Consider the following 24,962-nt stretch of genomic DNA (forward strand, 5'->3'; position numbering starts at 1 on the left):
GCCAACATAAATGCCGTTAAACTTTTCCATGACCTGTCTCCTCGTTAATGGCTCTGTGTTACGAAGTTCTCCAACCTCGAAACATAACCCACGTTTACGAGGTTGGCAGGTCATCCATCATGTCTACTTCAAGCCTCGTCCCATGAAAATTCACCCTGACATCATCAGCGTGCCGTCCATCAGCTCTTATGGCACAGGCTGGGTGCAGGTGGGCGATGCTCAGTTGACTCATAGCGTGGTCATTACCTCGGATGGCCGGCGTTTTGACTGGCAGTGCGAACGCTTCGAGGACCTGACTGACGCGCATTTCGAACAGTTGGCACAGCTGCAAACCGAACTGGTGATTTTTGGCAGCGGCACGCGCCTGCGTTTTCCGGCAGCTGCCCTGACCCGCGCCCTGATCGAGCGCCAGATTGGCATTGAATCCATGGACACTCAGGCGGCCTGTCGCACCTACAACATTCTGGCGGGCGAAGGCCGCCACGTCGCCGTTGCATTGCTGATTGAAGACGCTGCCGTCTGAGGGCACCAGGCCCGGGGCTTGATACGGGTGAATATCCCTATCTAACCCGACTGGCAAATCGGAGTAAAATACGGGCCTTGCAGTCGGGGGCGCATAAGTGCTTTAAAAGGATAGTGTCCGCGACTTGAGAGACCGACGCATCCTGTCACACGAGATCGAAGAAACATGGCGATAGTTGTCAACAAACCCATCCCTGAATTTGAATCTAATGCTACTGGTGGCATCCGGGTCACCAACACGTCTCACCTGGGGCATGTAGTCATTCTTTATTTTTACCCCAAAGACAACACCCCTGGTTGCACCACCGAAGCCATGCAGTTTCGCGATCGGTACAAAGATTTCGTCAAGGCCGGCGCCACTGTATTCGGCGTCTCCCGCGACAACATGCGGTCGCACGAAGAGTTCAAGGCCAAGCTCGAACTGCCCTTCGAGTTGATTGCAGACACCGAAGAAAAAATGTGCCACATGTTCGGTGTTGTCAAAAACAAGATCATGTACGGCAAGAAGGTCAAGGGCATCGAGCGCAGCACTTTCCTGATTGGCGCGGACGGCCTGCTCAAGGAAGAGTGGCGCGGCCTCAAGGTGCCAGGTCATGTGGACGACGTGCTCAAAGCTGTCAAGGAACTTCAAAAGACGCCGGCACTGGCTTGAAGGGCAATGGGTGGGGATCAACCCCTTGATCTGTCCCAGACCTTTCTTTCACAAGGCTCGTGCATAATCAATTGCATGCCGAATTCCAATTTTTTGCATTCTAAAAAAGCCGCCTGTGTGACATGGCGGCTTTTTCATTTCTGAACTCGCAACCATCCTAACGCGCAGGAGTTTTTCATGCCTTTGCCCACCGCCCCGTCCAAACGTGCCGCCTTGTTGTCGCTGCAGGACTTCAACGTGCCCGCTCGCCCCAAAGCCAAAGGCAGCACTGGCAAATCGCTGCCGCCCAATCTGCCGCCAAAGGAAGAGGCACCCCTGCAGCAGGCTTTCCAGCCCGCTCCACCTGTCGAAGCCGTGGAGATCGTCACCAGCAAGGCCCCCAAGGCCAGTACCAGGCGCCGCAGCGCGCCGGCGACCACCCCAATGGCGGTGATCCCCAAAGCCCGCCGCAAGGAAGGCCCCAGCAAGCTGTTCGTACTCGATACCAATGTGCTGCTGCACGACCCAAGTTGCCTGTTCAGGTTTGAAGAGCACGATGTCTTTCTGCCCATGATCGTTCTCGAAGAACTTGATGGGCACAAAAAAGGCATGACCGAAGTGGCCCGCAACGGGCGCCAGGCCAGCCGTTCGCTGGATGCGCTGGCCGAGCACCAAGGGTCGGACATCAGCAGCGGTCTGCGGCTGAGCTCTACCGGTCACACCGAAGCGCGTGGCCGCCTGTTCTTTCAAACCCAGTTTCTCAACTATGAACTGCCCACCAGCCTGCCCCAGGGCAAGGCGGACAACCAGATTCTGGGCGTCGTGGAAGCGCTACGCAAACAACACGCACCGCGTGACGTGGTGCTGGTGTCCAAAGACATCAATATGCGGGTCAAAGCCCGCGCCCTAGGCTTGAATGCCGATGATTACCAGAATGACAAGACGCTGGACGATGGCGACCTGCTGTACAGCGGCGCCTACGCGCTGCCCGCTGACTTCTGGAGTACCCATGGCAACAAGGTGGAGAGCTGGCAACAAGGTGTCCATACCTTTTACCGCGTCAGCGGACCGGTCGTGCCGCATTTGCTGATCAACCAGTTTGTCTATTTTGAATCAGCCGGTGAACCCAGCCTGTATGCAAAAGTGACAGAAATTCGCGGCAAGACCGCGGTGTTCAAAACACTGAAAGATTTCACCCATCTGAAGAATGCAGTGTGGGGCGTCTCGACCCGCAACCGCGAGCAAAACTTTGCCATGAACCTGCTGATGGACCCGGAGGTGGACTTTGTCACCCTGACCGGTCAGGCCGGCACGGGCAAAACGCTGTTGGCGCTGGCCTCGGGCCTGACCCAGGTGCTCGACGAGCGGCGCTACACCGAAATCATCGTCACCCGCGCCACCGTCAGCGTGGGCGAAGACATTGGCTTCCTGCCTGGAACCGAAGAAGAAAAAATGGGCCCATGGATGGGCGCACTGGACGACAACCTGGAAGTGCTGGGCAAAACCGACACCGCAGCCGGCGAATGGGGCCGCGCCGCCACCAACGAGCTCATTCGCAGCCGCATCAAGATCAAGAGCATGAACTTCATGCGCGGGCGCACGTTTTTGAATAAATACGTGATCATTGACGAGGCGCAAAATCTGACGCCCAAGCAAATGAAAACGCTCATCACCCGGGCCGGGCCGGGCACCAAAATTATCTGCATGGGCAACATCGCGCAGATCGACACGCCTTACCTGACCGAAGGCTCGTCAGGCCTGACCTACGCGGTGGACAAATTCAAGGGCTGGCAGCACAGCGGCCATATCACGCTGGCGCGCGGCGAGCGCTCGCGCCTGGCTGATTTTGCGAGTGAAGTACTCTAGCCCTTGCGGGTCAGACCACTCGCGAAGCGACGTGCTCTGACCCCAACACTTTGTCGGATGTCCGGCTGTCCACCTTGCGCGTCAGACCACCCGCGAAGCGACGTGCTCTGACCCCAACTGATTAGAAATCCCCACTTGCGCCATTGGCCAGCGACTCGAACTTGGTGATCTTGTTCAGGAAGGCCAGTTTGACCATGCCAGTGGGGCCGTTGCGCTGCTTCGCGATAATGACCTCGGCCACGCCGGGCTCCTTGCAGGCGTCTTTGGTGTAGTACTCATCGCGGTAGATGAACATGATGATGTCGGCATCCTGTTCGATGGCACCCGACTCGCGCAAATCGCTCATCATGGGTCGTTTGTCAGGGCGGGTTTCCACGCTGCGGTTCAGTTGCGAGAGCGCCATCACCGGACACTTGAGTTCCTTGGCCAGCATCTTCAGGCCGCGCGAAATCTCACCTAGTTCGGTGGCCCGGTTTTCGCCGTCGCTGCTATTGGAGCCGCTCATCAACTGCAAATAGTCCACCACAATCAAGCCCAACTGGCCGCATTGACGCGACAATCTGCGCGCATTGGCGCGCAACTCGCTCGACGTCAACCCGGCCGTTTCATCAATATGCAACGAGATGGTGCGCAGCTTTTCGATCGCTTCCGACAGCCGCGGCCATTCATCGTCGGTCAACTTGCCGGTCCGCAGGTGCCCCTGATCGATGCGGCCAATCGAACCCACGATGCGCACGGCCAGCTGGGCGGCGCCCATTTCCATCGAAAACACGGCTACCGGAAGACCTTCATTCAAAGCTACATGCTCGGCAATGTTGATGGCCAAAGCCGTTTTCCCCATGGAGGGACGCGCCGCCAGCACGATCAGGTCACCCCCCTGCAAGCCGGCAGTCAATCGATCCAGATCATAAAATCCGGTGGGCACACCTGTCACATCATTAGGGTTATCTGACATCTCCTGGACGCGGTCTAGCAGTTCGACCACTAGTGTGTCCATGGTCTGAAAACCCTGCTTGGTGCGCGCGCCCTCCTCGCCAATATTGAAGATTTTCTGCTCGGCCTCATCCAGAATCGCCGCCACGGGCCTGCCTTTGGGGTTAAAGGCATTGGCCGAAATTTCTTCGCTGGTGGAAACCAGTTTGCGCAAGATGGAGCGTTCGCGAACGATTTCGGCATAGCGGCGAATATTGCCGGTGCTTGGCACATATTGCGCCAGTGCATTGAGGTACAGCAGACCGCCGATTTCCTCGGCTTTGCCGGAACTCTGCAACTGCTCATAGACGGTAATGACGTCAGCCGGCTTGCCCACATTGATCAGCAAGCTCAGGGCAGCAAACACCTGACGGTGCTCAAAACGGTAAAAGTCGTTTTCGCTGATCACATCGCTGACCCGATCCCAGGCAGCGTTATCCAGCAGCAGGCTACCCAGCACACTGGATTCGGCCTCGATCGAATGCGGCGGAATGCGCAACTGGGCAACCTGGCGGTCAGTACCCAGGTCATCATTCAGGGAAGAGAGTATGGCAGACATAATATTTTCTTGAGACCCTGAATGTTACGACTTGCAGAACGACTTTTAAGTTTGCTCGGTCACAAGTTTGCCAGAAAACCCAATGAAAAAGCCCGACCGGTAAAGATCGGGCTTCAGAAGAATTTGGTGGGATGTGCGGGGGTCGAACCCACGACAAACGGATTAAAAGTCCGCTGCTCTACCAACTGAGCTAACATCCCCTACGCAATCAGATGTTGCGTTTTAGCAAGCCTCAAATTATAAACAATTTCTGGTTCCCTAAAGTTCCGAAGTACTCAATTTATTCAAAATGACACCCGCAGCGCACAGCCCAAAGCTCGCCGTCACCGTCACCAACGATCCAAAACCAGAACAATTCAGGCTGCCATCGCCTTGCACGCCACAGGAAGCGTCTGGCGGTGCGACCGCCTCGGGACTATAGACACAAGTGGTTCCCAATTTCTTCCTTGCACCCCCGGCTGGAAATTCCCTACGCAACTGGTAGCGCACTTTGGCCAACAATGGGTCGTGCGTCACGTCCAGCACATCCGCCACCGAGACCCTTTCGGCATGGCGCTTGCCGCCCGCTGCACCCACCATCACATGCAGAGTGCCCGTCTGTCTGGCCCACACCGCCATCGCGGTTTTGGCCCTGGTTTGATCACAGGCGTCAATAACGGCATTGACCCCGGCAGGCAATATGGCTGGCCAGTTGTCCGGATCGGCAAAGGCTTCAACACAGGTGACCTGACATTCAGGGAAAAAAGAAAGTATCCGCTGCCGCATGGCGTCCACCTTGGCCTGACCCACGCTGGTCAGGACCGCATGGATCTGGCGGTTGATGTTGGACTCTGCCACGTGATCAAAATCGACCAATGTGATGCGCCCCACGCCGCTTCTGGCCAGGGCCTCTGCAGCCCATGAACCCACGCCACCGATGCCAACCACGGCCACATGGGCATTGCGAATTCGCTCGGCGGCGACTAGCCCATACAAGCGGTTCAGACCACCGAAGCGGCGATCAGACAAGGCGGTCATTTGAGGGTCGCGAGCCGCTCTTTGGCTGCGATGGCAGCCTCTGACTTCGGGTAAGCCTTAATCAGGTCAGTGAGCGTTTTGCGTGCGCCCTTGGCATCTTTCAACTCCAATTGGCAATTGGCGACCGACAGCACCGCCTCGGGCGTGCGCAGATGCTCAGGATCCTTGGCGATAAGCGCCCGGAAATTGGCCATGGCTCCCTTGTAGTCGCGCGTGGCGTATTGAGCATTGCCTAACCAGAATAAAGCGGGCACAGCATAGCCACTGGCGGGGTAGCTCGCCACAAATCGCGAGAAAAGACTTTGCGCACTGGCAAAATCACCCTTCCGAAAGACCGCTAACGCCGCATCATAGTCCCGGGTCTCGGCCTGATCAGCCACAAACTCAACACCATCGAGTTGAACCGTCACTGGCTCCAGTTTGCTAAACCGGTCGTGCAAGGCCTGCATCTGGTCTTTTTGCTGGCGTTGAATTTCCGACAAGGCACGCATGAGCTGTTCATTGCTGCCACGCAGTGTTGCCACATCCGCCTTCAACAACTCAATCTGACGCTGCAAATCAAGCAGGCTTTTACCCAGGCCAGCCAGTTCAGCGGCCGAAGCCTGACCGACTTGACGCGCTTGTTCTGCATCGCCCCGCATGATTTCCACGCGTTGACGCAGTTCCAGAATAGCCCGGCGCGCTTCATCATCTTCGAACAGAGCCGCATGCAGGCTACCCACTGAGCACATACAAACCAGGATGACTGCGCTTGACCTTGAAAAAAAGGAGAGCATGGTCAGAACACGCCTCATGGGTAACGGATCTCGGCACGGCGGTTTTTAGCAAAGGAAGCCTCGTCGCTTCCAGCGACAACCGGCTTTTCCTTGCCAAAACTCACCGCTTCCATCTGGTTTTGCGACACGCCCAAAATCGACAAGGCGTTGCGCACCGCTTCAGCCCGTTTTTGACCTAGAGCCAGGTTGTACTCGCGTCCACCCCGTTCGTCGGTATGTCCTTCAATGGCCACTTTTCGCGTTGGCTGGTCGCGTAAAAATTTGGCATGAGCCGCAATCAGCGACTGGAATTCGGGTTTGACGACAAAACTGTCGTAGTCAAAATAAACCAGGCGCGATACGCCAGGAACGATGGCTGGATTGGGGGTATTACCCAGGTCCACGGGTACCACACCTCCCGCACTGCCCCCCGAACCCGCTGCTCCTGTTGCCCCCGCATCAGCGCCAACGGCCTTGGGTGCGGCATCGGTTACGGGTACATCATTGAGCGGAACCGAAGTCCCGCAAGCCGCCAAAAAGACTGAAATCAACGCAATTAGAAGAAGATTTTTCATTCCGATTCACTCCAAAAACTACTGTTTGAAAAAAGGACCCCAATGAGGCTCACGAATGTCCCCTTGCTGTCCGCTGAGCCTGGCCTTGACCTTGCCATCGAGCGTGCTCGTCATCAGCGCCTCGCGGCCCTGCTGCTGGGTGGCATACACCATCATCTTGCCATTGGGTGAAAAACTGGGGCTCTCATCCGCTGAAGAATCCGAGATGGCAGACACCGTACCATCAGTCAAGTTCATCAAATGCAGCTTGAAAGCGCTACCCACCCTTGAAATATAAGCGAGCCAGCGGCCGTCCTGGCTGATGGCCGGCGAAATGTTGTAAGTACCGGTAAAAGTGATGCGCTCCAAACCTTGGCCGGTCACTGTGACCCGATAAATCTGGGGCGACCCACCGCGATCACTGACAAAATAAATCTGCTTCCCATCAGGTGAAAACACCGGCTCGGTGTCAATGCTGGGGGATTGAATCAACCGACGCGGCTCGCCACCCGTTGCAGGCAACAGGAACAATTGGGAACCACCGTCGCGACTGAGCGTCAGGGCCAGGGTCTTGCCATCGGGCGACCAGGCCGGCGCACTGTTGGAACCCTTGAAATTGGCAATCAAGCGGCGTTTGCCAGTGCTCACGTTATGCACGTAAACCACCGGTTTGCGTGACTCAAACGACACATAAGCCAATTGGTTTCCGTCGGGCGACCAGGCGGGTGAAATAATGGGTTCCGGGCTGGCCAGCGCCGACTGGGCATTTTCTCCATCGGCATCCGCCACCCACAATTGGAAACGCTGGCCGGACTTGGTCACATAGGCAATACTGGTAGAAAAAGCACCTTTGTCACCGGTCAGCTTCTCATAAATGTCGTCGGCCACACGGTGCGCGGCAAGGCGCAAGTTGGTCAATGAAACGGCGAAGCTCTGGCCTCCTAAATCCTGACCCTTGACCACATCCCATAAGCGATAACGCACATCGAACCGGCCATCGGCCAGCTTTGACACACTGCCCGAGGCAAATGCATCGGCACCCGCCTGGCGCATGGAAGAAAGCTCGGGCCGCGAAGACTCATCAAAAACACCGGCAGGCGTATTGATCACGCGAAACTGGCCGCTTCGCTCCAGATCAGCCTTGATAATTTCCGAGATTTTTTGCGGCAGCGCCTCTTGCCCCTTGAACGGCATGATCACCACCGGCACTTGCGTCAAGCCCACCCCGGAGACTTCGATGCGGAATTGGGCATGGCTTGTTGCGTAAGACAGAAGCAATACAAAACTTAAACCAATAGCAGAAAAGAAACGGATCATAAATAATTTATCTCACTGACAAGAGCGTCAATTCACTGAAGTCACAACGACATTATTGGCCAGAACATGATCATGCACGCCCCTCGCAGCGACCACCGAAGTTGTTGCGATCCGATCCAAAACACGCTGATAGTTAACACTTTCACCCACCCTGCTGCTTTGCCGATGCCATAGATGATAAACCTCAGTGCACAAGTAGCCATTTTTGCGGGTCAAACCGGCATGATGTAGCCGCAATACCAAGTCGGCATCTTCATGACCCCAACCCTCGAAAGTCTCATCAAAGCCATTTACGGACAGAAAATCTCCTCTCCACAAAGCGAAATTGCAGCTGCGAATTTGTTCCCAGCGAAATTGGGACTCGCATCGGCCTGGCGCACCTGGCCAATAAATCAAATGCATCAGTTTATTGACATGGCCTTGGGCGCGCCAGGTCAGCCAATCTACAATTTTTGCATTTGCCAGGCTGACTTGCCCGCTCAGGACCTGCTGAGTTAAGGTCTCACTTAGCAATACCCGGTTGCCATTGACAAAAAAACCCCTTTTCGCCAACGCCTCGTGCGCTTGTACAAAACGGGCATTGGGAACACAGTCACCATCCAGAAAGACCAGATAGTCGCCAGTGCTCGAAAGAGCGCCCAGATTGCGTGCACAAGAAGCCGTAAAACCGCGATCCGGGTGCCAGACATGGCGCACCTCGCAGCGAAAAGTCGGCAATTTTGCCTTGAGCTCGGCTACCGCCAGGTCTGACGAGCCATCATCGGCAATGACAATTTCATGGCGCGAGTCACACTGAGGCGCCAGCGCACCAAGTACCTGCAACAATGCGTCCACCCGGTTGTAGGTCAATACGACAAAGGAGATTTTCAAATCTCGCATCAGGGAGAATCATCCTGACCGGACATCAACCAGCGCTTGGCATAACGGTAATAGGTGCCCTCCGCGTTGGAGATGGACAAAGCCAGACCCAGTTGACCGTCCAGAAAACCCAGGCGCAAGAAGTAAGTCCTGACAAAGGCCCAGGCACCATGACCCAGGGCGCCATAAAGACTGGCAGTCTGGCCACGAGCGCGCATGGTCTGCGCTCCTGCCGTTGAGTAACGATTAAGCTTCTCCAACACCGACTCAAAATCAGGAAAACTCAAATGGAGCAGCGGGGACTTGATGTCTGCGAGTCGGCCAGACACAAGCAATTTTTCATGCACCAGATCATCAGAAAACCGGGCCTGACCACGGCGAAAAAACCGGATCACCCGATCAGGCGTCCATCCGGAATGCCGCATGAATTGACCACAATAGCTTGAACTCCGGGGAAATCGGTAAGCCGCAACCTCTTGATTATCTGAAATAGCCCGCAAAATTTCGGCACGAAGCGCATCCGGGACACGCTCGTCAGCATCAATGGATAACACCCAATCACCTTGTGCCAAGGCCAACACCCTGTTTTTTTGTCGTCCGAAACCAGGCCAATCCGGCGTGACATGAACAAATGCGCCCAGCGACCTGGCGATTTCTGCCGTTCGGTCAGTGCTGGCGTTATCCAACACAATCACCTCATCTGCGAAGCCAACACTTTTGAGACAATCTCCGATGTTTGCTTGTTCGTTGCGGGTGATGACAATAACAGAGAGTTGCATGAAATCTGGAAAAATTGGCAGATCGTCATCATAGATGACTCAGCTTGCTTCCCATCAAGCCAAGGGGCGAATTCTCACCTTCAGTTAAAGTCACTCGTCTTGCCACCTCACTTATGCCAGCCCTGACGTCACTCACGACCCGCCTCCGCCTTGCTTTGGTCTGTTTCATTGCGATCAGCGTGAGTTTGCCCATGGCCTGGATCAGCCTTGGAAAACTGGTCTTGTTTGTCAGTGGCCTGTTGTATCTTGGCAGTCGGTGGCTGCACAACTGCGATGACCATGAACTGCAAAGCGTCCGGTCTGTGCGCGTCATCCTGCTGATCCTTGCCGCCTTTGCTGTCAGCCTGATATGGAGTGGGGCAGCTCCCGGCAATGCCTTGCTGGCCTTCGTCAAGCACAGCAAGTTGCTGGAAATTGCATTGCTGATTAGTCTGATCCGCAACTCGCGCGAAACGCGGACCGCATTGCTTGCATTCCTCACGGGTCAAGCCATTCTTATCGCGAGTTCCTGGGCGATGGCAGCGGGCATTCCAGTCCCCTGGGCCACCAGCCAATGGGCGACGCTTCCGGAAATGAAGACTGTGGTCTTTTCCACTTACCTTGATCAGTCCCTGATTTTTTGCGCTTCTGCTGCGGTTTTTTGGCATCTGCGCCACTATTGGTCGACAACGAGCTGGTTGGCAGGTTCGCTGGCACTGGCTGCGCTCATCAATACCTTGTTTTTACAGGAAGGCAGAACAGGCTACCTGGCTGCCCTGACCGTCATTACACTGGCCGTCATGTGGGAGTTGCCACGAAAACTGCGCCTTGTGGCCGTGGTGTTGACACCCATAATGGTACTTGCCAGTGTGTATGTTGGCTCAACCAAAATGCAGGAAAGAATTGACCAGGCAGTCCATGAAAGCAAAAATTATTCAGCGCGGGATGCCACCAGCAGTTCGTCAGGTTTCCGACTGAATGCATGGCGTCGCTCGGTTCAAGCCATCATGCAAAGTCCGATCAACGGTCACGGTGTAGGCAGTTGGACGCTCTCAGTCAAAAAAATCGAGGGCGCTGATGCAGCAAAGGTTTTTGGCGAAAGGCTCAACAGCAATCCACACCAGGAATATCTCTTGTGGGGAGTGGAGTTGGGCATTGGCGGTATCGTGCTTTTGCTCCTGTTGATCGCCAGCCTGGCACGCGATGCCATGGCGTTCGAGGCTCCCGTGAAGCGCGCCACGCTGTCCGTGGTGGCCGTCATGGCAGTGGCATGCTTATTCAATTCGTCCCTGTATGACGCGCTGATAGGTGATTTTTTCTGCATCACATTGGGCCTGCTCATGGCGCTGGGTATCAGAGGTGGCAGTTCAGACAGGGACAAGGCGATGGCCCGACAAACCGCAAAGAATTCCGCATGAACGACGCAACACCCATCACCACGACCGACATCCATGCGATGCCTTCAGGCAGCATTTTGCAAAGGATGCGACGCTTCACGCCGTATTTCGGCACCCTGCCGGGTACATGGATTCTGGTCGCCATCAGCGCCGTCGTCGGCTCGGCCACAGAGCCCATGATTCCCGCCCTGCTCAAGCCCTTGCTGGACAGGGGTTTTCAGCAGGGTCAGCTGGAAATCTGGACCGTGCCAGCGTCCCTTTTGCTGCTGTTTGGCGTGCGTGGGCTGGCCGGCTACATTTCACAAATCGGTTTGACGCGCATCACCCATCAAGGCTTGCTCCTGATGCGACAGGCCATGTTTGCCAAAATCCTGGCGGCGGAGCTCAAACTCTTTACCCGACACAGTTCAAGTGCCCTGTCAAACACCGTGGTCTATGAAGTACAAACCGGTGCCACCATGCTGGTCAATTCCCTGCTGAGCCTGACACGCAACGGCTTGACGCTGATCGCCCTCACGGTATATCTTTTTTACCTGAACTGGAAATTGACGCTGATCGTGGCGACTGTTTTTCCGGCCGTGGTCTGGGTCATGAAGGTCTTGACTCGGCGCGTGCACAAAATCACCCACGCCACCCTGAATGCGACTGACAAGCTGGCCTACGTCGTGGAAGAAAACGTGCTGGCGCACCGTGACATCCGCCTGTACGCTGCGCAAGCTACCCAGGCCCAGCGCTTCAATGCACTGAGCGAATCATTGCGTCATCTGGCCATGAAATCCACTGTGGCTGGCGCCGCCATGACGCCGGTGACACAGATGCTGGCCGCGATCGCGCTCTCCGCAGTCATCTCGGTGGCGCTGCTCCAAAGCGCCACCCTGGGTACCACGGTGGGCAGCTTTGTCGCATTTGTGGCGGCCATGCTGATGATCATTGCCCCCATACGCCAACTCTCGGAAGTATCCAACCCCATCACCCGGGGCCTGGTGGCGCTGGAACGTGCACTGACCCTGATCGAGCAGACGCCCGATGAATCCAGCGGCAGCCATGCCGCGTCACGAGCAACCGGACTGCTTACTTTTTCAAATCTGATGGTGCAATACCCATCAGCAACTGAACCTGCCTTGGACATTGATGAACTGACGATCCTGCCTGGTGAAACCGTGGCCCTGGTGGGAGCCTCAGGCTCCGGGAAAACCACCTTGGTGAATATCCTGACCCGCTTTGTCGATATCAACGACGGACAGGTTTGTCTGGACGGACATGAACTGCGAGACTGGCAAATCACCAATTTACGCGCCCAGTTTTCGCTGGTCAGCCAGCAAGTGGTCATGATCAACGACACCGTGGCCGCCAACGTGGCACTGGGCCTGCCCGTTGATCGGCAAAAAGTGATGCAATGCCTGGTGTCGGCCAACCTTGAATCTTTTGTGCAAGCGCTGCCGCAAGGGCTCGACACGCTGGTGGGCCATAACGCCACTCAACTCTCGGGTGGCCAGCGCCAGCGCCTGGCCATTGCACGTGCGTTGTACAAGGACGCGCCGATCCTGATTCTGGATGAAGCCACCTCGGCACTCGACACCGAATCCGAGCGCAGCGTGCAGGAAGCCCTGGACCGGCTGATGAAAAACCGCACCACGCTGGTGATTGCCCACCGTTTATCGACGGTGCACCACGCCGACCGCATCGTGGTTCTTGATCATGGCCGCATCGCCGAGGCAGGCAACCATGGCGAGTTGATGCAGCACGACGGCCTGTATGCCCGGCTTTACAAGCTGGGTTTGCATGAGACCACAACCGCCTGAGGTCATTGACGGCTCTGGCCCCCCCCGTTCGGCCAATTCAGCCTGCATTCGCGCGAACGGCCACCGTCCGGTAAATGCTTTCTTGCTGCAGCGCCAGCGCCGCCCATTGATGCTGCTGTGCAAAATCCAGTGCAGCGGTGAACAAGCGCTCAACCAGGGCTTGATCTCCGACCAAGCGTGTTAGCGCCGTGGCGAGTGCCTGTGCATCCATCGGATCAGCCAGCACCAGCGCGTTGGCTTCATGCGTCAACAAGGCCGCAATGCCGCAATAACGCTCGCAACTCACCACCACCGGCAGCCCATGCGCCATGGCTTCGAGCACGACCATGGCAAAGGTGTCCTCTTGGGTGGGATGCGCCAGCACATCTGCGGCCTGGTAAGCCGGGGCAACATCTGGCAAGGCGCCCAAGAAAAAGACCCGCTGATCCAGTCCGGTTGCGCCGACTTGCGCCTGGAAGACCGGGATGTGCGCCGGATTGCCGACCACAGCCAGATGGCAGTGCGCCGGCAACTGCTGCAAGGCTTGAAGCAGCGTGTTCAGGCCTTTTTTACGATAATCGTTGCCCGCGAACAATATGCAAAACCCGTCTGCAGGCAGGCCCAGTTTGCGTCGTGCTTCTGCTTTTTCAAATGACGTCGCCAGACCCCAGACCCGATCCACGCCCGGAGTGACGACTAGAATCGCTGGAGCACAAGCCGGATAAGCCTCCAGCAATTGCGGCAACAGCGTGTTGGAGGTCAGCACGATGGCGCGCGGTCGGCGCAAGGAATACCGGCTTCGCTCCAGCGCCAGATACACCAGCAAGCGAGGACTAGTGACTACCTTGAGCCAACGCAAGGCCCGCCGCCAACCGCTCAATCCGTGCAGCAAGTTGTATTTGACCGGCAGCACATGCACCGTTTGTACCTGCCCGTGCCAAGTGTTCTCATGCGAATGCACCACATCAAACCCTTTGCGCGTCGCCCACCAGGAGGCGGCGGCGTACCAAAGCTGGTTGATCCAGCGTGGACGCTTCAGGGGGCAAGATATCTGGTGGTAACTTACGCCCGGCCAACAGTGGTCAATGCGCTGGGCAAATACGTGGATATCATGGCGCGCTGCCAAGTGTTCCACCAACGCGATCGAGTAACGCTCGGCACCGCCGCCGGTGGCGGCAAACTGACGATTGAGCACCGCAATACGCAATCGCCCGGGTTCAATGGAGTCCAATGCGCTCATACCTTGCGCCGGTCCTCATAACGACTTGCCACTTTGAGCCAAAACACCGGCAAGGTGGTGCTGCGCAACACCGGCACACGCGGCAGCTGCCATAGGTCAGCCCCCACGTGACAGCGCCCGCGCTCGGTCGTGGTCACGCTGGCAAAACCAGTTTGTTGAGCCATCGCCACATGCTCGGAGTGATACACCCCATAGGGATAGCAAAAGTGCACCACGGGCTGTTGCACAGCCATCTCCAGTTCCTCTTTGGAGCGCGCCATTTCAGTCAAGGCCAGCGCCTGATCGCACTCGGTCAGATTCACATGGTGCCTGGTGTGCGCGCCCACTTCTTGCCCGCCGGTTACCCAGTGGCGCAGCTGATCTGCGCTCATCAATGGCGCTTGCAAAATGCCCTGCACCTGATCCCAGAGGTTGGTCTGCCCCAGTCGCTGACTCACGCAATAACAGGTCGAAGAAAAACCATGGCGCTGCAGCACCGGCAGCGCATGCGTCAAGTTGTTCAGGTAGCCATCGTCAAAAGTGATGCCGACCACCTTGCCCTGTTTTTTGCCCGTCAGATAAGGCAGCAAAGCCGACATCGACAGCCCCTGGTAACCCAACACCTTGAGCAGCCTCATCTGCCGGGCAAATGCTTCAGGCGAGACGTACAAGCTCCTGAAAGCCGCACCCTTTGGCGGTGCCGCGTCAATCTGGTGATAAACCAGAATCGGTATGGGCGCGGCGTTGGCGCAAGGTTCATTCAAGATTGCCACCGACTTTTACAGCAACAAGATATCGTATTGTTCCTGCCCCATGGCACTCTCGCTTTGCAGCGACACCGGCTTGCCGATGAACTCGCTCAGGCCCGCCAGGTGCTGGCTTTCTTCGTCCAAAAATAATTCAATCACCTTGGGCGAGCCCACCACGCGGAATTCCTTGGGATTGAACTGGCGCGCTTCGCGCAAAATCTCTCGAAAAATATCGTAGGCCACGCTGCGCGCGGTCTTCACAATACCCTTGCCCTGGCACAACGGACAGGGCTCGCACAACACATGCGCCAGCGACTCGCGGGTGCGCTTGCGCGTCATTTCCACCAGCCCCAGTTGCGAAAATCCGCCGCACATGGTTTTGACCCGGTCACGCGCCAACTGCTTGCGAATCTCGGCCAGCACTGCTTCGCGGTGCTCGTCGGGCACCATGTCGATAAAATCGACAATGATGATGCCCCCCAGGTTGCGCAGGCGCAGTTGGCGCGCAATGGCCTGCGCCGCTTCCAGGTTGGTCTTGAAAATGGTGTCGTCAAAGTTCCGGGCACCCACAAAGCCGCCGGTGTTCACATCCACCGTGGTCAAGGCTTCTGTCTGGTCCACGATCAGGTAGCCGCCCGACTTCAAATCAACACGCCGCCCCAGCGCCTTGGCTATTTCCTCGTCGATGGCATGGAGGTCAAAAATCGGCCGTTCGCCCTTATAGTGCACCAGCTTTTGCGCTGCAGCGGGCATGAACTCCTGGCCAAAGGCTTTCATCACGGCAAACTGCTCCAGCGAATCGACCTTGATGAATTGGGTGAGCTCAGTCGTCAGGTCGCGCAACACCCGCTGCAGCAAGCTCAAATCCTGGTGCAGCAGCGACGTGACGGGTAGCCTGGTGGCCGCCTCGCGAATGCGCGCCCACGCCTTGCGCAGGTAGGCAATGTCGTCGGCCAGTTCCTGGTCGGTGGCGTCCTCGCCATTGGTGCGCAAGATGAAGCCGCCACCCTGCGCCCCTACCAACAACTGCAAGCGTCGCCGCAACTCGTCGCGCTGTTCAGGCGGGATTTTTTGCGACACGCCCAGGTGCTCGTCCTGCGGCAAAAACACCAGCATGCGCCCTGCGATGCTGATCTGCGTGGACAGCCGTGCGCCCTTGGTGCCAATTGGGTCCTTGATCACCTGCACCATCAGGCTCTGGCCTTCGAACACCTGCTTTTCAATGGGAATTTGCGTCACTGCGTTGCGCGCCGCAGAAATCGTCTCACCCTCTGCCGGCGGATGCCAGACGTCGGCCACATGCAAAAACGCCGCCCGCTCCAGCCCAATGTCAATGAACGCCGACTGCATGCCCGGCAATACGCGCACCACCTTGCCCAGATAGACATTGCCGACCAGCCCGCGCTCCAGCGTGCGCTCCACGTGCAGTTCCTGCAGCACGCCGTTTTCCACCACCGCCACCCGTGTTTCCTGCGGCGACCAGTTGATCAAAATATCTTCTTGCATGGCTTTTGTCTGTTCTGGAAATGAATTACTCGCGATGGTACGGGTGGTTGGCATTGATCGACCAGGCGCGGTAAAGCTGCTCGATCAGCAGCACGCGCACCATGGCGTGCGGCAGCGTCAGGTCCGACAAACGAATGCGCTCATGGGCAGCTTGCCTGAAGGCGGGGTCGAGCCCGTCGGGGCCGCCAATCACCAGCGCCACGTCGTCCCCCGACAACTGCCAGTGTTCCAGCTTTTGCGCCAGCGCCATCGTGGTCAGCGCAGTGCCGCGCTCGTCCAGCGCCACCACTCTGAAACCTTTGGGGATGGCGGCCTCGATGCGCGCACGCTCGGCCGCCAGCAGGGTGTCCAGTGCTTTGGATGCGCGGGGCTCGGTTTTGACGGCTTTTAGCTCGACCTTGAGCTCAAAAGGAAACCGTTTGGCGTAATCGTCCCAGGCCGTTTGCGCCCAGTCGGGGACGCGTTGGCCGACGGCAACAATCAGCAGCCGCACAGAGTTGCGTCAGGCTTTGCGCTCAGCCGTCTTCCTGGCGGGCGCTTTTTTGACAGGGCTCTTCTTGGCGACTGCTTTTTTGGCTGCCGGCTTGACCGGTGCATTGACCACCAGGGTTTTGATCCGGGGTTTGGCCACAGGTGCCGCACCCACTACCGCCCGCTTGGGTTCTGTTGCGGTCTTTGCAGCTGCCTTTTTGGCAACTGCGGCTTGGGTTGCCGCCGTTTTTGCCATTTGCGCCCTGGACGGGAAAGCCTCTTGCACGCCTTGTTTGGCGGCACTGGAACGGCGCAAACTCGCCACCGGCTTGGCGGCTTCCTTGGCATCGGCCTTGCCTGCCTTGGTCTCGGCAGCCAGCGCGGGCTTGGCGGCGCCAAATTTCAGGCGCACCGGCTTTTCACCCCAGAGTTCTTCCAGGTTGTAATAAGTCCGATAGGTCGGTTGCATCACGTGCACCACGGCCTGGCCACAGTCCACAATGATCCACTCGCCGTTGGCCTCACCCTCGACGCGCGGCTTGGGAAAACCCGCCTCACGCACCGCGTCGATCACGCTCATGGCCAGTGCCTTGGTCTGCCGGTTGGACGTGCCCGAGGCCACGATCACCCGCTCAAACAGGGACGAGAGATGCTCGGTGTCGAACACCACGATGTCTTGCGCCTTGACATCTTCCAGGCCATCGACGATGGCGCGCTGCAATTTCTGGATGTCCTTTTTTTCTGCACTGGCAGAGGCGACTTTGGTGGTGGCCTGGCTGGCGGATTTTTTGGGTGCCAGCGGGGCCGACTTGGCAGCTGCTTTGGCAGGTTTCTTGACTTTGCTGGGAGCAGTAATTTGGGTAGTCATCAATGTGATTGGTAAAGGTGATGGTCGGCAATATAACGCGCAACGGGTCCGGACACCAGTGTTTGCACCGATTGCCCGGTGGCGATCATGCTGCGAACCTGGGTGGCACTCACCGGTGTGGCGGGCATGGACAGATGCAAAAACCGTTCAGGAAACAACTTTTCAGCATCGAACAAGGCGCCATTGTTTGATAGCCGGGCGCGAGTAGCTACACAAATTATAGCTAATTGAAGAATGGCCTCCCAATCGTGCCAGCTGGTCAGGGCGACCGCCTGGTCGGCCCCCATGATCAGAAACAGTTCGGCCCCGGGTTCTGCGGCGGCGATGTGTCGCAAAGTGTCCACGGTATAGCTGGGGCCGCTGCGTGCCATTTCCTGGGAATCGACATGGATTTGCGGCACGTCGTCAAACGCCAGGTGCACCATGGCCAGGCGATGCGCGGCAGCGCTCAAGGGCCGTGGTTTATGCCAGGCATCACCCGTGGGTACCACGCGCAAAACATCCAGTTTGAGCTCGGCCAGCGCCGTTTCCAGCAAGGCACGATGCGCCAGGTGCGGCGGGTCGAACGCACCGCCAAACACCCCGATGCGTCGGCGTTGGGGTGCGTCCAGATTCAAACCCAATCCCGGCGCACCAAAAACTTGCTGTACAACTCGGCCTCGGGCGTGCCAGGGGCCGGCACCTGTTGGTAGGCCCAACTCACCAGCGGGGGCATCGACAACAAAATGGATTCAGTGCGGCCGCCCGACTGCAGGCCAAAGTGTGTTCCCCGGTCCCACACCAGGTTGAACTCCACATAACGTCCGCGCCGGTAAAGTTGGAAAGCACGCTCTCGCTCTCCGTAAGGCGTGTCCTTGCGGCGCGCCACGATGGGCAGGTAGGCACTCAAAAACGAACTGCCCACGGCCTGCATCATGGCCAGACTTTGCTCGGCGCCAAGCTCTGAGAAGTCGTCAAAAAACACACCCCCCACGCCGCGCGGCTCGTTGCGATGCTTCAGGAAAAAATACTCGTCGCACCAGGTCTTGAAACGCGGGTACTTGTCGTCGCCAAACGGCTGCAAGGCCGTCTTGCAGGTCTGGTGGAAGTGCACCGCGTCTTCTTCAAAACCGTAATAGGGCGTCAGGTCCATGCCGCCGCCGAACCAGCTAACCGGGGCGCCATCGCTGCCTTTAGCCGAGATCATGCGCACGTTCATGTGCACCGTGGGCACATAGGGGTTGCGCGGATGGAACACCAGCGACACGCCCATGGCTTCGAACGGCGCGCCCGAGAGTTCCGGGCGATGCTGGGTGGCCGAGGGCGGTAGCTTGGGGCCGCTCACGTGCGAAAAGCCGCAACCGGCGCGCTCAAAAATGGCCCCGCCTTCCAGAATTTGCGTGATGCCCCGACCCTGCAACATCTCGCCAGCGGGCTTTTGCCAGGCATCGGTCAAAAACGCTTTTCCATCCAGTTCGGCAATAGCGCCGGTAATGCTGGCCTGCAGACCACGCAAGTAGTCGCCCACCACCTCGGCCGGCAAGCGTTTGGTCGTCATGCTGGCGTCCCCTTGATGGCGCGGTGGCCAATGTCATGGCGGTATTGCATGCCGTCAAAGCGAATACCCTGCGCCACCTCATAGGCGCGCTGTTGGGCCTGGCGCACGCTGTCGGCCAGCGCCGTCACACACAACACCCGGCCACCAGAGGTCAGCAGTTGCCCATCTTGCACCGTGGTGCCGGCATGGAACACGCAGACGTCTTCTGCCTCGGGCAGGATGCCGCTGATGGCATCGCCTTTGCGTGGACTCAGCGGATAACCATGCGCAGCCAGCACCACGCCCAGGGCGGTGCGCCGGTCCCACTCCAGTTCAACCTGATCGAGCTTGCCGTGCGGCCCCGGCTCGGTCGCGGCCATCATCACATCGACCAGATCGGATTTGAGGCGCATCATGATCGGCTGGGTCTCCGGGTCGCCCATGCGGCAATTGAATTCGAGCGTCTTGGGCCGGCCCTGGGCGTCGATCATCAGGCCGGCGTACAGGAAACCACTGAAGGGAATGCCGTCCTTTTCCATGCCGCGCACCGTCGGCAAAATGATGTCGCGCATGGCGCGGGCGTGCACATCGGGCGTCACCACCGGCGCCGGCGAATACGCGCCCATGCCGCCGGTGTTGGGACCCTGGTCGCCATCCAACAACCTTTTGTGGTCCTGGCTGGTGGCCAGCGGCAGCACATTCTTGCCGTCCACCATCACGATAAAGCTGGCCTCTTCGCCCTGCAAGAATTCTTCGATGACGACGCGCGCGCCGCCGGCGTTGTGCACCACGCCTAAAGCGTTGTCCAGCAGCATGAAGTCCACCGCCTCGTGCGCTTCGGCCAGGGTCATGGCCACCACCACGCCCTTGCCGGCAGCCAGACCGTCGGCCTTGACCACAATGGGTGCGCCTTTTTGGTCGATGTAGGCATGCGCCGCGACCGCGTCGGTGAAGGTCTCGAACTCGGCGGTGGGAATGTTGTGGCGCTGCATGAAGGCTTTGGAAAACGCCTTGGAACTTTCCAACTGGGCGGCCGCCTGCGTCGGCCCAAAAATGCGCAAACCGTGTTTGCGAAACACATCCACCACCCCTGCGGCCAGCGGTACTTCAGGCCCGACCACGGTGAGCACAATTTTCTGCGCCAGCGCCCAGGCACACAAGTCATTCACGTCGGTGATCGGCACATTTTCAAAACGGTCGTCCTGCGCCGTGCCACCATTGCCGGGAGCGAGGTAAATCTTGTGGGTTTTGGGCGACTGCACCAGTCGCCAGGCCAGGGCATGTTCACGGCCACCGCCGCCAATCACCAGAATCTTCATTCGGTATCCAGTTCGGCGTTGTGATAGACCTCTTGCACGTCGTCAAGGTCTTCAATGGCATCAAGCAGTTTTTGCATGCGAATGGCTTCGTCGCCGGTGAGTTCGATCGGGTTTTCGGCGCGCATCGTGACCTCTGCCACATCCGGCTTCAGGCCACCGGCTTCGAGCGCATTTTTGACGGATTCGAAGTCGGCCACAGAGGTAATCACCTCAATCGCGCCATCGTCATCGCTGATGACGTCTTCAGCGCCCGATTCCAGCGCCACTTCCATCACCTTGTCCTCACTGGTGCCTGGTGCAAAAATGATCTGGCCGCAGTGCTTGAACTGGAACGCCACCGAGCCCTCGGTGCCCATGTTGCCGCCGAACTTGGCAAAGGCGTGACGCACCTCGGCCACCGTGCGCACCTTGTTGTCGGTCATGGTGTCGACAATGATGGCGGCGCCGCCAATGCCGTAGCCTTCGTAGCGGATTTCCTCGTAAGTGATGCCTTCGACGCTGCCCGTGGCCTTGTCGATGTTGTACTTCACGCGGTCGGCGGGCATATTGGCCGCCTTGGCCCGGTCCACCGCCAGGCGCAAGCGCGGGTTGGTGCCCAGGTCACCGCCACCAGCACGTGCGGCCACCGTGATTTCACGGATGATGCGCGTCCAGATCTTGCCGCGTTTTTCGTCTTGCCGGCCTTTGCGGTGCTGAATATTGGCCCATTTACTGTGTCCTGCCACGTGAAATCCTTCAAAAGTTCGTTACGCTATCGGCTGGATTGTACTTTTGGAGCCAGACATGCCAGAACCCTTATTGATCGCCCAGCACGGCCAGACCCAATGTTTTTTGCAACCTGACAAAGCCAACCGGCACGGTCTCATCACAGGCGCCACCGGCACCGGCAAAACCATCACGCTGCAAACCCTGGCCGAAGGCTTTTCCAAGATGGGTGTTCCGGTGTTCATGGCCGACGTCAAGGGCGACCTGACCGGCATTTCACAACCCGGCTCGGCCACACCCAAGCTCGCCAAAATCATTGCCGAGCGCGGGCTGCCAACGCCTGAATTCGGCGCATTCCCCACCACGCTGTGGGACGTGTTTTGCGAGCAGGGCCACCCGGTGCGTGCCACTGTGAGCGACCTCGGGCCGCTGCTGCTGGGGCGCATGCTCAACCTCAACGAAACCCAGGCCGGCGTGCTGCAGTTGGTGTTCAAGATCGCCGACGACGACGGCCTGCTGCTGCTCGACATGAAAGACCTGCGCGCCATGTGCCAGTCTGTGGGCGACAACGCCAGCGAATTCACCACCGAATACGGCAACATCAGCGCCGCCAGCATTGGCGCCATCCAGCGCGGCCTGATGCAGATCGAGGCGCAAGGCGGCGACAAGTTCTTTGGCGAGCCCATGCTCAACATCGACGATTTCATGCAAACCGACAGCGCCGGGCGCGGCATGATCAACATCCTGGCGGCAGACCGGCTGATGAACTCGCCGCGCCTGTACAGCACTTTTTTGCTCTGGATGCTCAGCGAACTGTTCGAGAACCTGCCCGAAGTGGGCGACCTGGACAAGCCCAAACTGGTGTTTTTCTTTGACGAGGCGCACCTGCTCTTCAACGACGCGCCCAAGGTGCTGATCGAGCGCATCGAACTGGTGGTGCGGCTGGTGCGCTCCAAAGGCGTGGGTGTTTATTTTGTGACGCAAAACCCGCTCGACATTCCCGACAGCGTGCTGGCACAGCTGGGTAACCGGGTGCAGCACGCGCTGCGCGCCTTTACCCCGCGTGATCAAAAGGCGGTGAAATCTGCCGCCGACACCATGCGCCCGAACCCCGGGCTGGACATTGGCGCAGCCATCACCGAACTGGGTGTGGGCGAGGCGCTGGTCAGCTTTCTGGACGCCAAAGGCCGCCCCTGCCCGACAGAACGTGTCTTCGTGCTGCCACCTGCCAGCCAGATCGGTCCGATCACGCCAGCACAACGGCAAACCCTGCTGAGCGAATCCATCGTCGCCGGGGTCTATGAAAAGAAGCTGGACCGCGATTCAGCCTATGAAAAGCTCAAGGGCCACGCCGAGGCGCGCGCCGCGCAGGCAGAAAGCAAAGCCCCGGGCACCACGGTCAGCCCCAGCGAAGCACCCGCAGCGCCAGGGGGCGGCATGTTCGACAGCATCAGCTCGGGCCTGGGCAGCCTGCTCGGCGGTGGCGGCGGCCGGCGCACCTCGGCGGGCGAGCAGTTGTTCAAGAGCGCCGCCAGCTCCATCGGCCGCGAAGTGGGCCGTCAGATCATCCGCGGCGTACTCGGCGGCATTTTTGGCGGCTCCAAGCGCTAAACACAAACGCATCGAAAGAAATTCCATGACCACTCCCCAAGACCCGATGGTTCACGTCATCGACCACCCGCTGGTGCAGCACAAGCTCACGCTGATGCGCGACAAGGGCGCCAGCACCACCAGCTTTCGCACGCTGCTCAACGAACTGTCAATGCTGATGGCCTACGAGGTCACGCGCGACATGCCGATGCAGGACGTTCAGATCGAGACCCCGCTGGAAACCATGACCGCCAAGGTGATTGACGGCAAAAAGCTCGCGCTGGTGTCCATATTGCGCGCCGGTACCGGCATTCTGGACGGCTTCCTGAGCGTGGTGCCGGGCGCGCGCGTCGGCCACATCGGCCTGTACCGTGACCCGGCCACGCTGAAAGCGGTCGAGTACTACTTCAAGATGCCCAAGGAAATGCCCGAGCGCGACGTGGTGGTGGTGGACCCGATGCTGGCCACCGGCCACTCAGCCATTGCCGCCATCACGCGCATCAAGGTGCTGAACCCCAAATCGATCAAGTTCGTCTGCCTGCTGACCTGCCCCGAAGGCGTCAAGGCCCTGCGCGAAGCCCACCCGGATGTGCCGATCTACACCGCCGCCATCGACCGCCAGCTCAACAGCCACGGCTACATCCTGCCCGGACTCGGTGATGCGGGCGACCGGATTTTTGGCACGCAGTAATGCTCCACGCTTGACGGATTTCACGGGGCGACGGATCAACGACTACTTGACCATGATGTCTTGCACGTCGGTAATCAGGCTTTGAACTAACGCGCACATCTCGGCCACGACGGATTCTTCGATGTCAAGGTAGCCTTCGTATTCAGCGAGATTTCGTTTCTGATGCGCGGCGTCCAGCACACGCCAGCGGTTGGCGGGCCAGCCCAGCGTGTGGGTCAGGCACTGAAACACGGTGTAACGGTTTTCACTGCGGTAGCCGTGCCAGCGCAGCGCAGCCAGGGCAGCGGCGTGGGCGGCGTTGTAAGCACTGGTAAAGCGGCCTTCCAGCGACAAATTACTCAACCTGGCATCGCTCAGGCGGGTGTGCGCCATGGCGAGCATGCGGGTCACTTCCTGGGCATTGCGCGGCTCGGCTTTGAGTTGGCCGATGCGCACCAGGTTATCTAATTCAGGCTGGCTCATGGGCGTCCCCTATCAATGGCAGGATGGGCTGCGACAAAACCCGGTTGACGAACGAGTCTGGCTCGGCGCGGCGGCGCTCAAACTCTTGGGGGGAATAAATGCTCGGGTTGATTTTTCGGCCAAGTTGGGCCTCGGCGGGTTCCAGGGCGGCCAAGACCTGGCTGAGCAGCAAGTCATTACCCACCAGCATCACGTCGATGTCGCTGCGGGCGGTGTCGGTTTGTTTGGCGACCGAACCATAGACCCAAGCAGACTGCAGATGAGGCTGCAAGGGCAGCAAGGCATCGCGCAACACCGGCACCGTGCCCAGCGTCTTGCGCGTCAAGGCCACCAGTTCGGCGTAAACAGGCGATTGTGGGTTGGCCTGAAAGCGGCGCAGGTTGCCCACCGCTTGCGCAATAACCAAGCCCGCCGCAGCCAGGCGGTTCAGCTCCCGCTGCAAAGAGGCACTGCCCAAGCCGGTGAGGCGACGCAGCTCGTTGAGGTGATAGGCCCGCTCGGGCTGGCCAAAGAGCCATACATACAGCCGCGCCTGGCTGTCGGTAAAAAGTGCGGAACTGATAGACATGCCAAATATTAGCATGAATAGGCTATAAATTGGCACAACCTCAAGCAACACTAGGCCTTACAGCGCAACCATCGACTGCCAACTCAACAGCCATGGCTACATCTTGCCGGGCCTTGGGGATGCAGGTGACCGGATTTTTGACACGCAGTGAACATTCCGGTGCAAAGTTCATGTCGGGAATGCAGCCTTGGATTCAACCGGTCGATGCAACAAGTTGGCTGAATTGTTCAGCAGGCGTTTCGTAGTTTAGAGTTTTCCGAGGCCTCTCATTGAGCTTCCTGGCCACTGCATTTAGCTGTGCTTGTGTGTAA

At 58.3% G+C, this 24,962-nt stretch carries 26 protein-coding genes, 1 tRNA gene and 2 pseudogenes; 9 read left to right on the forward strand and 20 right to left on the reverse strand.

The genetic code is table 11. From position 1 onward, the window contains the following. Positions 1 to 142 precede the first annotated feature (142 nt). The 3 genes from PHF15_RS15195 (at position 143) to PHF15_RS15205 (ending at position 3,019) form a co-directional block, all read left to right on the forward strand. The gene (locus PHF15_RS15195) at positions 143 to 523 is read left to right on the forward strand and encodes an Mth938-like domain-containing protein (RefSeq protein WP_300122410.1); all 381 of its coding nucleotides are present in this window, start codon (positions 143 to 145) and stop codon (positions 521 to 523) included. 165 nt (positions 524 to 688) lie between these two features. Next, on the forward strand, positions 689 to 1,174 hold the full coding sequence (locus tag PHF15_RS15200) for a peroxiredoxin (protein WP_300122412.1): 486 nt from the start codon (positions 689 to 691) through the stop codon (positions 1,172 to 1,174). Between the two features lie 177 nt (positions 1,175 to 1,351). After that, positions 1,352 to 3,019 (forward strand): PhoH family protein, encoded by a 1,668-nt coding sequence (locus PHF15_RS15205; protein WP_300122413.1) that lies wholly within the window; start codon positions 1,352 to 1,354, stop codon positions 3,017 to 3,019. A 121-nt stretch (positions 3,020 to 3,140) separates the two neighbouring features. Here the strand turns inward: PHF15_RS15205 and dnaB are convergent, their stop codons facing one another. The 4 genes from dnaB to ybgF form a co-directional block, all read right to left on the reverse strand. Next, a complete protein-coding gene (dnaB, locus tag PHF15_RS15210; RefSeq protein ID WP_300122415.1) occupies positions 3,141 to 4,550 on the reverse strand; it encodes a replicative DNA helicase in 1,410 nt (469 codons plus the stop codon). A 124-nt stretch (positions 4,551 to 4,674) separates the two neighbouring features. After that, a tRNA-Lys gene (locus PHF15_RS15215) sits at positions 4,675 to 4,750 on the reverse strand. A gap of 58 nt (positions 4,751 to 4,808) precedes the next feature. Then, positions 4,809 to 5,567, reverse strand: a complete 759-nt coding sequence (locus tag PHF15_RS15220; RefSeq protein WP_300122417.1) for a tRNA threonylcarbamoyladenosine dehydratase — start codon at positions 5,565 to 5,567, stop codon at positions 4,809 to 4,811. Then, complete coding sequence (gene ybgF, locus PHF15_RS15225) at positions 5,564 to 6,091, reverse strand: tol-pal system protein YbgF (protein ID WP_366520620.1); 528 nt, start codon at positions 6,089 to 6,091, stop codon at positions 5,564 to 5,566. The genes PHF15_RS15220 and ybgF overlap by 4 nt, the downstream gene beginning before the upstream one ends. Between ybgF and PHF15_RS17040 the strand changes: the two genes are divergently transcribed. After that, positions 6,002 to 6,292: a hypothetical protein gene (locus PHF15_RS17040; protein WP_366520621.1), complete on the forward strand. Its 291-nt coding sequence runs from the start codon at positions 6,002 to 6,004 to the stop codon at positions 6,290 to 6,292. The genes ybgF and PHF15_RS17040 overlap by 90 nt on opposite strands. A gap of 65 nt (positions 6,293 to 6,357) precedes the next feature. Here PHF15_RS17040 and pal read toward each other — a convergent pair whose 3' ends face one another. From pal to PHF15_RS15245, 4 genes are read right to left on the reverse strand one after another with little or no spacing between them, the layout of a single operon-like run. After that, complete coding sequence (gene pal / locus PHF15_RS15230) at positions 6,358 to 6,897, reverse strand: peptidoglycan-associated lipoprotein Pal (RefSeq protein ID WP_300122422.1); 540 nt, start codon at positions 6,895 to 6,897, stop codon at positions 6,358 to 6,360. Positions 6,898 to 6,915: 18 nt separating this feature from the next. Further along, positions 6,916 to 8,193: a Tol-Pal system beta propeller repeat protein TolB gene (gene tolB, locus PHF15_RS15235; RefSeq protein ID WP_300122425.1), complete on the reverse strand. Its 1,278-nt coding sequence runs from the start codon at positions 8,191 to 8,193 to the stop codon at positions 6,916 to 6,918. A 27-nt stretch (positions 8,194 to 8,220) separates the two neighbouring features. Continuing rightward, entirely contained in the window at positions 8,221 to 9,072 is an 852-nt protein-coding gene (locus PHF15_RS15240) for a glycosyltransferase (RefSeq protein ID WP_300122428.1), read from the reverse strand. Beyond that, entirely contained in the window at positions 9,072 to 9,830 is a 759-nt protein-coding gene (locus PHF15_RS15245) for a glycosyltransferase family 2 protein (RefSeq protein WP_300122430.1), read from the reverse strand. Before PHF15_RS15245 ends, PHF15_RS15240 begins: the two co-directional genes overlap by 1 nt. A 191-nt stretch (positions 9,831 to 10,021) precedes the next feature. Here PHF15_RS15245 and PHF15_RS15250 point away from each other — a divergent pair, with 191 nt between their 5' ends. Together PHF15_RS15250 and msbA are read left to right on the forward strand one after the other, a co-directional pair. Beyond that, positions 10,022 to 11,227, forward strand: coding sequence for an O-antigen ligase family protein (locus PHF15_RS15250; protein ID WP_300122432.1), 1,206 nt, complete (start codon positions 10,022 to 10,024; stop codon positions 11,225 to 11,227). Next, a complete protein-coding gene (gene msbA / locus PHF15_RS15255; protein WP_300122435.1) occupies positions 11,224 to 13,008 on the forward strand; it encodes a lipid A export permease/ATP-binding protein MsbA in 1,785 nt (594 codons plus the stop codon). The genes PHF15_RS15250 and msbA overlap by 4 nt, the downstream gene beginning before the upstream one ends. A gap of 37 nt (positions 13,009 to 13,045) precedes the next feature. Here msbA and PHF15_RS15260 read toward each other — a convergent pair whose 3' ends face one another. Genes PHF15_RS15260 through PHF15_RS15300 form a run of 9 tightly spaced genes read right to left on the reverse strand, consistent with a single transcriptional unit; the run spans position 13,046 to position 21,360 of the window. Continuing rightward, positions 13,046 to 14,227, reverse strand: a complete 1,182-nt coding sequence (locus PHF15_RS15260; protein ID WP_300122437.1) for a glycosyltransferase family 4 protein — start codon at positions 14,225 to 14,227, stop codon at positions 13,046 to 13,048. Beyond that, entirely contained in the window at positions 14,224 to 14,979 is a 756-nt protein-coding gene (locus PHF15_RS15265) for a polysaccharide deacetylase family protein (protein ID WP_300122439.1), read from the reverse strand. Before PHF15_RS15265 ends, PHF15_RS15260 begins: the two co-directional genes overlap by 4 nt. A 6-nt stretch (positions 14,980 to 14,985) precedes the next feature. Next, positions 14,986 to 16,461 (reverse strand): ribonuclease G, encoded by a 1,476-nt coding sequence (gene rng / locus PHF15_RS15270; protein WP_300122441.1) that lies wholly within the window; start codon positions 16,459 to 16,461, stop codon positions 14,986 to 14,988. Positions 16,462 to 16,486: 25 nt separating this feature from the next. Beyond that, positions 16,487 to 16,954 carry a 23S rRNA (pseudouridine(1915)-N(3))-methyltransferase RlmH gene (gene rlmH / locus PHF15_RS15275; protein WP_300122443.1) on the reverse strand — a complete coding sequence of 156 codons (468 nt, stop codon included), beginning with the start codon at positions 16,952 to 16,954 and terminating at the stop codon, positions 16,487 to 16,489. A gap of 9 nt (positions 16,955 to 16,963) precedes the next feature. Beyond that, the gene (gene rsfS, locus PHF15_RS15280) at positions 16,964 to 17,800 is read right to left on the reverse strand and encodes a ribosome silencing factor (RefSeq protein WP_300122446.1); all 837 of its coding nucleotides are present in this window, start codon (positions 17,798 to 17,800) and stop codon (positions 16,964 to 16,966) included. Continuing rightward, positions 17,800 to 18,423 carry a nicotinate (nicotinamide) nucleotide adenylyltransferase gene (gene nadD / locus PHF15_RS15285; protein ID WP_300122449.1) on the reverse strand — a complete coding sequence of 208 codons (624 nt, stop codon included), beginning with the start codon at positions 18,421 to 18,423 and terminating at the stop codon, positions 17,800 to 17,802. The genes rsfS and nadD overlap by 1 nt, the downstream gene beginning before the upstream one ends. Next, positions 18,414 to 19,337: an oxygen-dependent coproporphyrinogen oxidase gene (gene hemF / locus PHF15_RS15290; protein ID WP_300122451.1), complete on the reverse strand. Its 924-nt coding sequence runs from the start codon at positions 19,335 to 19,337 to the stop codon at positions 18,414 to 18,416. The genes nadD and hemF overlap by 10 nt, the downstream gene beginning before the upstream one ends. Further along, positions 19,334 to 20,635 carry a phosphoribosylamine--glycine ligase gene (gene purD, locus PHF15_RS15295; protein WP_300122453.1) on the reverse strand — a complete coding sequence of 434 codons (1,302 nt, stop codon included), beginning with the start codon at positions 20,633 to 20,635 and terminating at the stop codon, positions 19,334 to 19,336. The genes hemF and purD overlap by 4 nt, the downstream gene beginning before the upstream one ends. Beyond that, positions 20,632 to 21,360, reverse strand: coding sequence for a YebC/PmpR family DNA-binding transcriptional regulator (locus PHF15_RS15300; protein ID WP_300122455.1), 729 nt, complete (start codon positions 21,358 to 21,360; stop codon positions 20,632 to 20,634). The genes purD and PHF15_RS15300 overlap by 4 nt, the downstream gene beginning before the upstream one ends. Positions 21,361 to 21,418: 58 nt before the next feature. Between PHF15_RS15300 and PHF15_RS15305 the strand changes: the two genes are divergently transcribed. Both PHF15_RS15305 and upp read left to right on the forward strand, forming a co-directional pair. Continuing rightward, positions 21,419 to 22,951, forward strand: coding sequence for a helicase HerA-like domain-containing protein (locus tag PHF15_RS15305; protein ID WP_300122457.1), 1,533 nt, complete (start codon positions 21,419 to 21,421; stop codon positions 22,949 to 22,951). A 25-nt stretch (positions 22,952 to 22,976) separates the two neighbouring features. After that, positions 22,977 to 23,621 (forward strand): uracil phosphoribosyltransferase, encoded by a 645-nt coding sequence (gene upp / locus PHF15_RS15310; RefSeq protein ID WP_300122458.1) that lies wholly within the window; start codon positions 22,977 to 22,979, stop codon positions 23,619 to 23,621. A 42-nt stretch (positions 23,622 to 23,663) separates the two neighbouring features. Here upp and PHF15_RS15315 read toward each other — a convergent pair whose 3' ends face one another. Next, a complete protein-coding gene (locus PHF15_RS15315) occupies positions 23,664 to 24,083 on the reverse strand; it encodes a hypothetical protein (RefSeq protein WP_300122460.1) in 420 nt (139 codons plus the stop codon). Continuing rightward, positions 24,070 to 24,651: a transcriptional regulator gene (locus tag PHF15_RS15320; protein WP_300122463.1), complete on the reverse strand. Its 582-nt coding sequence runs from the start codon at positions 24,649 to 24,651 to the stop codon at positions 24,070 to 24,072. The genes PHF15_RS15315 and PHF15_RS15320 overlap by 14 nt, the downstream gene beginning before the upstream one ends. Before the next feature lie 58 nt (positions 24,652 to 24,709). Between PHF15_RS15320 and PHF15_RS15325 the strand changes: the two are divergent. Next, positions 24,710 to 24,802: pseudogene (locus PHF15_RS15325) on the forward strand (uracil phosphoribosyltransferase); the annotation flags it as partial. A gap of 42 nt (positions 24,803 to 24,844) precedes the next feature. On the opposite strand, the pseudogene PHF15_RS15330 reads toward PHF15_RS15325, so the two are convergent. Beyond that, a pseudogene (locus tag PHF15_RS15330) lies at positions 24,845 to 24,962 on the reverse strand (IS30 family transposase); the annotation flags it as partial.

The organism is Rhodoferax sp. (assembly GCF_028689295.1).
In the GTDB taxonomy this organism is placed as follows: domain Bacteria; phylum Pseudomonadota; class Gammaproteobacteria; order Burkholderiales; family Burkholderiaceae_C; genus Rhodoferax.

Coding starts and splice junctions, on each gene's coding strand:
- PHF15_RS15240 (WP_300122428.1), bottom strand. CDS start 9,072: ATGCGAGATTTGAAAATCTCCTTTGTCGTATTGACCTACAACCGGGTG.
- PHF15_RS15305 (WP_300122457.1), top strand. CDS start 21,419: ATGCCAGAACCCTTATTGATCGCCCAGCACGGCCAGACCCAATGTTTT.
- rsfS (WP_300122446.1), bottom strand. CDS start 17,800: ATGACTACCCAAATTACTGCTCCCAGCAAAGTCAAGAAACCTGCCAAA.
- PHF15_RS15220 (WP_300122417.1), bottom strand. CDS start 5,567: ATGACCGCCTTGTCTGATCGCCGCTTCGGTGGTCTGAACCGCTTGTAT.
- upp (WP_300122458.1), top strand. CDS start 22,977: ATGACCACTCCCCAAGACCCGATGGTTCACGTCATCGACCACCCGCTG.
- rng (WP_300122441.1), bottom strand. CDS start 16,461: ATGCAAGAAGATATTTTGATCAACTGGTCGCCGCAGGAAACACGGGTG.
- PHF15_RS15195 (WP_300122410.1), top strand. CDS start 143: ATGAAAATTCACCCTGACATCATCAGCGTGCCGTCCATCAGCTCTTAT.
- tolB (WP_300122425.1), bottom strand. CDS start 8,193: ATGATCCGTTTCTTTTCTGCTATTGGTTTAAGTTTTGTATTGCTTCTG.
- PHF15_RS15250 (WP_300122432.1), top strand. CDS start 10,022: ATGGCCTGGATCAGCCTTGGAAAACTGGTCTTGTTTGTCAGTGGCCTG.
- hemF (WP_300122451.1), bottom strand. CDS start 19,337: ATGACGACCAAACGCTTGCCGGCCGAGGTGGTGGGCGACTACTTGCGT.
- dnaB (WP_300122415.1), bottom strand. CDS start 4,550: ATGTCTGCCATACTCTCTTCCCTGAATGATGACCTGGGTACTGACCGC.
- PHF15_RS15320 (WP_300122463.1), bottom strand. CDS start 24,651: ATGTCTATCAGTTCCGCACTTTTTACCGACAGCCAGGCGCGGCTGTAT.
- msbA (WP_300122435.1), top strand. CDS start 11,224: ATGAACGACGCAACACCCATCACCACGACCGACATCCATGCGATGCCT.
- PHF15_RS15200 (WP_300122412.1), top strand. CDS start 689: ATGGCGATAGTTGTCAACAAACCCATCCCTGAATTTGAATCTAATGCT.
- PHF15_RS15260 (WP_300122437.1), bottom strand. CDS start 14,227: ATGAGCGCATTGGACTCCATTGAACCCGGGCGATTGCGTATTGCGGTG.
- purD (WP_300122453.1), bottom strand. CDS start 20,635: ATGAAGATTCTGGTGATTGGCGGCGGTGGCCGTGAACATGCCCTGGCC.
- PHF15_RS15315 (WP_300122460.1), bottom strand. CDS start 24,083: ATGAGCCAGCCTGAATTAGATAACCTGGTGCGCATCGGCCAACTCAAA.
- PHF15_RS15205 (WP_300122413.1), top strand. CDS start 1,352: ATGCCTTTGCCCACCGCCCCGTCCAAACGTGCCGCCTTGTTGTCGCTG.
- pal (WP_300122422.1), bottom strand. CDS start 6,897: ATGAAAAATCTTCTTCTAATTGCGTTGATTTCAGTCTTTTTGGCGGCT.
- PHF15_RS15245 (WP_300122430.1), bottom strand. CDS start 9,830: ATGCAACTCTCTGTTATTGTCATCACCCGCAACGAACAAGCAAACATC.